3 protein-coding genes are annotated in these 4,555 nt (G+C 40.0%); all 3 read left to right on the plus strand.

Annotation, left to right across the window (positions count from 1 at the left end):
- The coding region (locus M8370_RS22810) for a site-specific integrase (RefSeq protein WP_250021795.1) at window positions 1-1,486 on the plus strand (1,486 nt) is incomplete at its 5' end.
- The gene (locus M8370_RS22815) at window positions 1,449-3,119 is read left to right on the plus strand and encodes an integrase (protein WP_032248902.1); all 1,671 of its coding nucleotides are present in this window, start codon (window positions 1,449-1,451) and stop codon (window positions 3,117-3,119) included. The genes M8370_RS22810 and M8370_RS22815, both read left to right, overlap by 38 nt.
- Window positions 3,116-4,555, plus strand: a 1,440-nt coding sequence (locus M8370_RS22820) for a hypothetical protein (protein ID WP_250021796.1), incomplete at its 3' end; no start/stop codon positions are given. The genes M8370_RS22815 and M8370_RS22820, both read left to right, overlap by 4 nt.

Below are 4,555 nucleotides of genomic sequence, written 5' to 3' on the forward strand. Positions count from 1 at the left end.
GAGAACTCATCTCATAGTTGATGATGTGACTACCCTACCGGTCATGTTCGCCACAATTTATGGAATGAATGAACTGAGCAAGAAAAGCCTAGGGACTCAAGAAAACATTTTGTGTTCGCTGCGTTTCTTTTACGTCTATTACTATAAGAAGCATAAACAAACATTTGACTACGATTTCTATCGGTCTGGCTACAATATCTCCTGTTTTATCAGGGAGCTTGATGGCTTCTTTACTTATCTGCTCGGGAAGCAGCACCTGAGTGACGAGACCGACATAATCTCTAACGGGTTTTTACATTCGGCACTCTCCAGAACCAACAAGTCCACCTATGGTAACCACGTCAGAAACGTTGGCCGATTCCTTAAGTATCTCAACTATAGATATATGAATCTGGCATACCAAGATATGTCACCTACTGAAGCTCACCAGATTAACCAGGCGAACCATAGAGATCTCGCTGCCAGAATTAAGGTCTTCAATAGAGTTGAAGTATCCAGGAACGAACCAGCTCACCGATACAAAAGTATCACCAGCCAGCAAAGTATCGAACTAACGAACATGTTAATCCCCTCCACTCCTGAATTTTCAGATATCGAGACCGGCGAACTATTCACGGCCGTGGTTAATCCCCAAAACCCATTCGATTCAGGATTTCAACAATACCGTAACTACCTTATTCACCGGTTAATGTTTAACTATGGCTTACGTGTTGGTGAAGTTCAATTGTTGATGAAGGATTGCGTGGGGCCAACCCTTCCAGACTCACGAGGTAACATTCGTTTCATCCTGATTGTACAAAATCTACCAGATGATGTAGTTGACCCAAGGAAACAACAACCTTCACTCAAGACTGAGCATTCACAGCGACAAATCGAACTAACCGAAGATGACTTCATTATGTTTACCATTTATATGGAGCAATATCGGTCCCCATTATTTGAAGAGAAAAAAATTGTTGACCATGAGTTTGTTTTTATTAAAGGCTCAGGTAGGTTAACTCCATTAACTTACGATGCAATTCGAACATTTTATAAGGAAAAAATTGATCCGGCATTCATTGCCCTATTCCCTCATTATCGTACGAAAAGTAATAAAAATATTAATAATATGGTTAATATAACACCACACGTTGGGCGGCATACTTGGGCTAATATCACTCTTGAGTTTATTTACAATAGTCTCCTGAGTGAATCACTAATACTGGCGCAAGACTATGGTATTCGAGCAAGGATGAATGGAGTACTTGAACCAGCTATTGAACAACTTCGTGCTTTAGGCGGCTGGTCACTGACCAGTAAAGTTCCATTAAGATATGCCAAGCGGTTTATTGAAGTGGTGAGTAACCAGAGCAACTATAAGCGTACGAAACATTCAGATATGCATTTAGCTTCCCCAGAAACAAACATTTCGCAAAGAAAAACCTCCAACTTGCTAGAAGATAATGTTTATGACGAAGACTTCACATTCAAAGATCTATTCAACTGAGAGCGGTATCACCGGGGGTGGTTTTTTTAAAACCCATCCCCTTCACTTTACAAAAGAACAGCTTGAATGGATTGAAAATATTCAGCTCCCTAAACGATTGTTTTTAATAAGTGCAACAGAATTTGATGACCGATATTTATATCTACATGATGATTGGCGTTACAGATTCTCAGGTAATAATTTGGCTATATTATTCTCTACTGGTAAATACTTTTGTGATTTATCACCAGTTTCACTCAAGCTCTTGAAATACTTAACGATCGCGTACATTAATGAGAACTCGGCAAGTGTTGCTGATAAATTTGCTCAGTTTGTCGCAACAACTTTCAAACAAATTGAGGTTATCACTCGCGAAAGCCTTATTGAAAAAATGCAAATGCTAGTTGCGAAGACTGAGCGAAATCACTCAGACAGCAGTCAGTTCTATTACACCCTCTATGCATTACGAAAACTTGATCGTAATGGATTCTTCGAAAGTAAGGATGACAGTGATGAGCTGGAAGATCTATTGCTGGAAGTGCCACGCCCTAGGAACAATAACTGGGCTCGCTACCAAAACCTAGACCTCGTTATACCAGAAGAAGTATGCCTAATGATAGAAAATGGCATTCAACGTTGGGCATCTAAGCTATGTCCAAAAATTGATGTTGAAGAAAATAAAAACATTCATCTGGAAACTGTAAGGAAAACCATTAAAATTGATACATTACGGGACTGCATTATTATTGGCATAGTTTATTACATTGGGGCCAGACCTGTACAGATCGGTAAACTTTCCGGAGGCGATTTTATCGTTGATACCGAGAATAAGTACGGGATGCGTTATTCAGTACTTGTGCCATATGCCAAAAAGTCAAAACTAACTATCGATCGAGTTCGAGTTGCAATTCCGGAAGAACTTGGAAAGTTAATCTTACTGTATAAGTACCTAGTTGGAATTGGTGATACCGACCCGATGTTTTCCATCATAGTATCTTCAATGAAGATGGTGGAAGCGTCATTAAAGAAAATGCTTTTCAGATTTTCACCACAAGAGATTCAGGAGGCAGTAAAAAACGATGATTATCAACTACCTGTATATACCGCAAGCCTCTTTCGTCACAACGTTGGTCACTCAATGGCAATGAGTGGTGCCAGTGCTCCTGAGATAGCTTATATATTGGGACAATCCTCTTATGTTGTTGCAGATCGATACATTGCAGCCACCCCTGAGCTGGCTGATATTCGTGAGGCAGCTTTGGGTCGCAACCCTGTGTTTAAGAACATGATGGCACTCATGTTGACTGGGAATTTAGTTCACAGCAGCGAATGGGAAGGTCGCAATGTTGCAGGGTCAATTGGTGGGCAACTTCATTACCATCTCGGTGGATGTAATTATGAAGAAGACATTTGCCCCTTTGCACAGGGTCGTGGATGTTACGGTTGCCTGTATTTCAAACCATTTATAGATGGAAACCACAAAAAAGTATTTCTTTCGCTGAATGATGAAATCCAAAATGTTCGTGATGTTGCCGATGATGCTGGCATTTTAAATCATCCACTTCTCAAGGAATTAGTGCGGCGGAAAGAGCATGTAAATCAGGTTATGGCTCGCATTGAAATGGCAAAGGCCAGAGGACTATTTAATCGATGACTACACAAATAACAATACGTAATAAACAGGCGGATAATCTTCTTATTTATATAGAGAAATATAAAGCAAAATTTGAAGAGCGTCTTGTTGCCTACAATGCTGTTGGACAACTGGAGTGGAATGCCGGTTCCTGGCGTTTTGGTGAGAAAGGTGTTGCATGGCTTAAAGAAACAAAAGATCGCGGCTTTAAGTGGGACGAAGTTTCTAGTCGTATTAAGGGGCTCTCACAAATGAATATTTCTTCGGAATTTCAGGATTTTATGCGAGCTTATCACATGCATCTGGTGTGTATCATTGGCGGATTACCATCAGGTTCTACACTAGACAAACCATTACAGGTTATGAAGCGCTGGTATTGGGAAATGGTAAATAAAACAGGTCAAACGCATCCAATGTATCTGACTTCCGATATTATTCATGCAGCGATGGAGCGGCATCATGAGAATTCTGACAGTCCTGATAATGTCAGTGACTATTGCGATATTGCAGTAAAGGCCATTGCTTTACTACGTCAATATGATCTTTTCTTAGTTAATATTGAAGTCAAAAATAAGTATCCTTATCGAAATGGTTCTAACAGCACTAAAGAAAGGAAGAAAGCGCAAGAAGCCACCCCTGATCAAACTGATGATGAAAGACTCATATCAATCCGTGCATTTATGTGTGTTATTGAGTTGATCGCTTTAGCTGAGAATAGTTATCAGCGTATCTTTTACAATATGTTGTTACTCACAATTATTTGCGGTTTCCGTTTCCAGGAAATAATGTTGCTGAAAATGACTTCTTTGGTTAAGCGAGAAATTACGGATAAAGATAAACGTCAGCACGCAATAGATCAAGACTGGCCTACTTACAGGTTGGGTATTGAGTATCTTGGTGCAAAAAAGGCTGGATGGCGGATCCATTGGCTGGCGCCAAGCACTTATTCTGTCGTTGAGATGATTTATAAATCTGTTCGAGAATTGACCTCTGGGTTCCGTAAAACGATTCAGGGCTTCAGAGATTCTAATTTCACTAATATGCTCCCAGGTAAGATCGCTGATTTTCCTGATGAATGGATTGAGCAAAATTATCTTGAAGACATCATGTTTAGTGGTTCTGGTGGCTCCAGGAATGATCTTGGAAAGAGTATTCGGAATTCCATTGCGAACTTTAGCGGACATAAACCTAAGGTAATACCCGTTCATAAACAGAAGAACAGCTGGTACTTCACTAAAGAACAGTTGAATGATTATGTCTATCAGCGTTACGCTCAAGCAAAAAACTTTGAGCCTGGGCACCAGTGCATAATTTCAGCCAAAAACAATGGTGACTGGGAACACTTCAATTATGAAGACCTGATGTTCATCATGCCGGAAGGTGCATTTGGAATTGGTAAAGATTTTGTTTCATTGCAACATATTTTTCCACTTGATGAAAACTCAATAGAAGCTTGG

It is taken from the genome of Enterobacter cloacae complex sp. OE43NF (assembly GCF_023544405.1).
Lineage (GTDB): Bacteria > Pseudomonadota > Gammaproteobacteria > Enterobacterales > Enterobacteriaceae > Enterobacter > Enterobacter cloacae.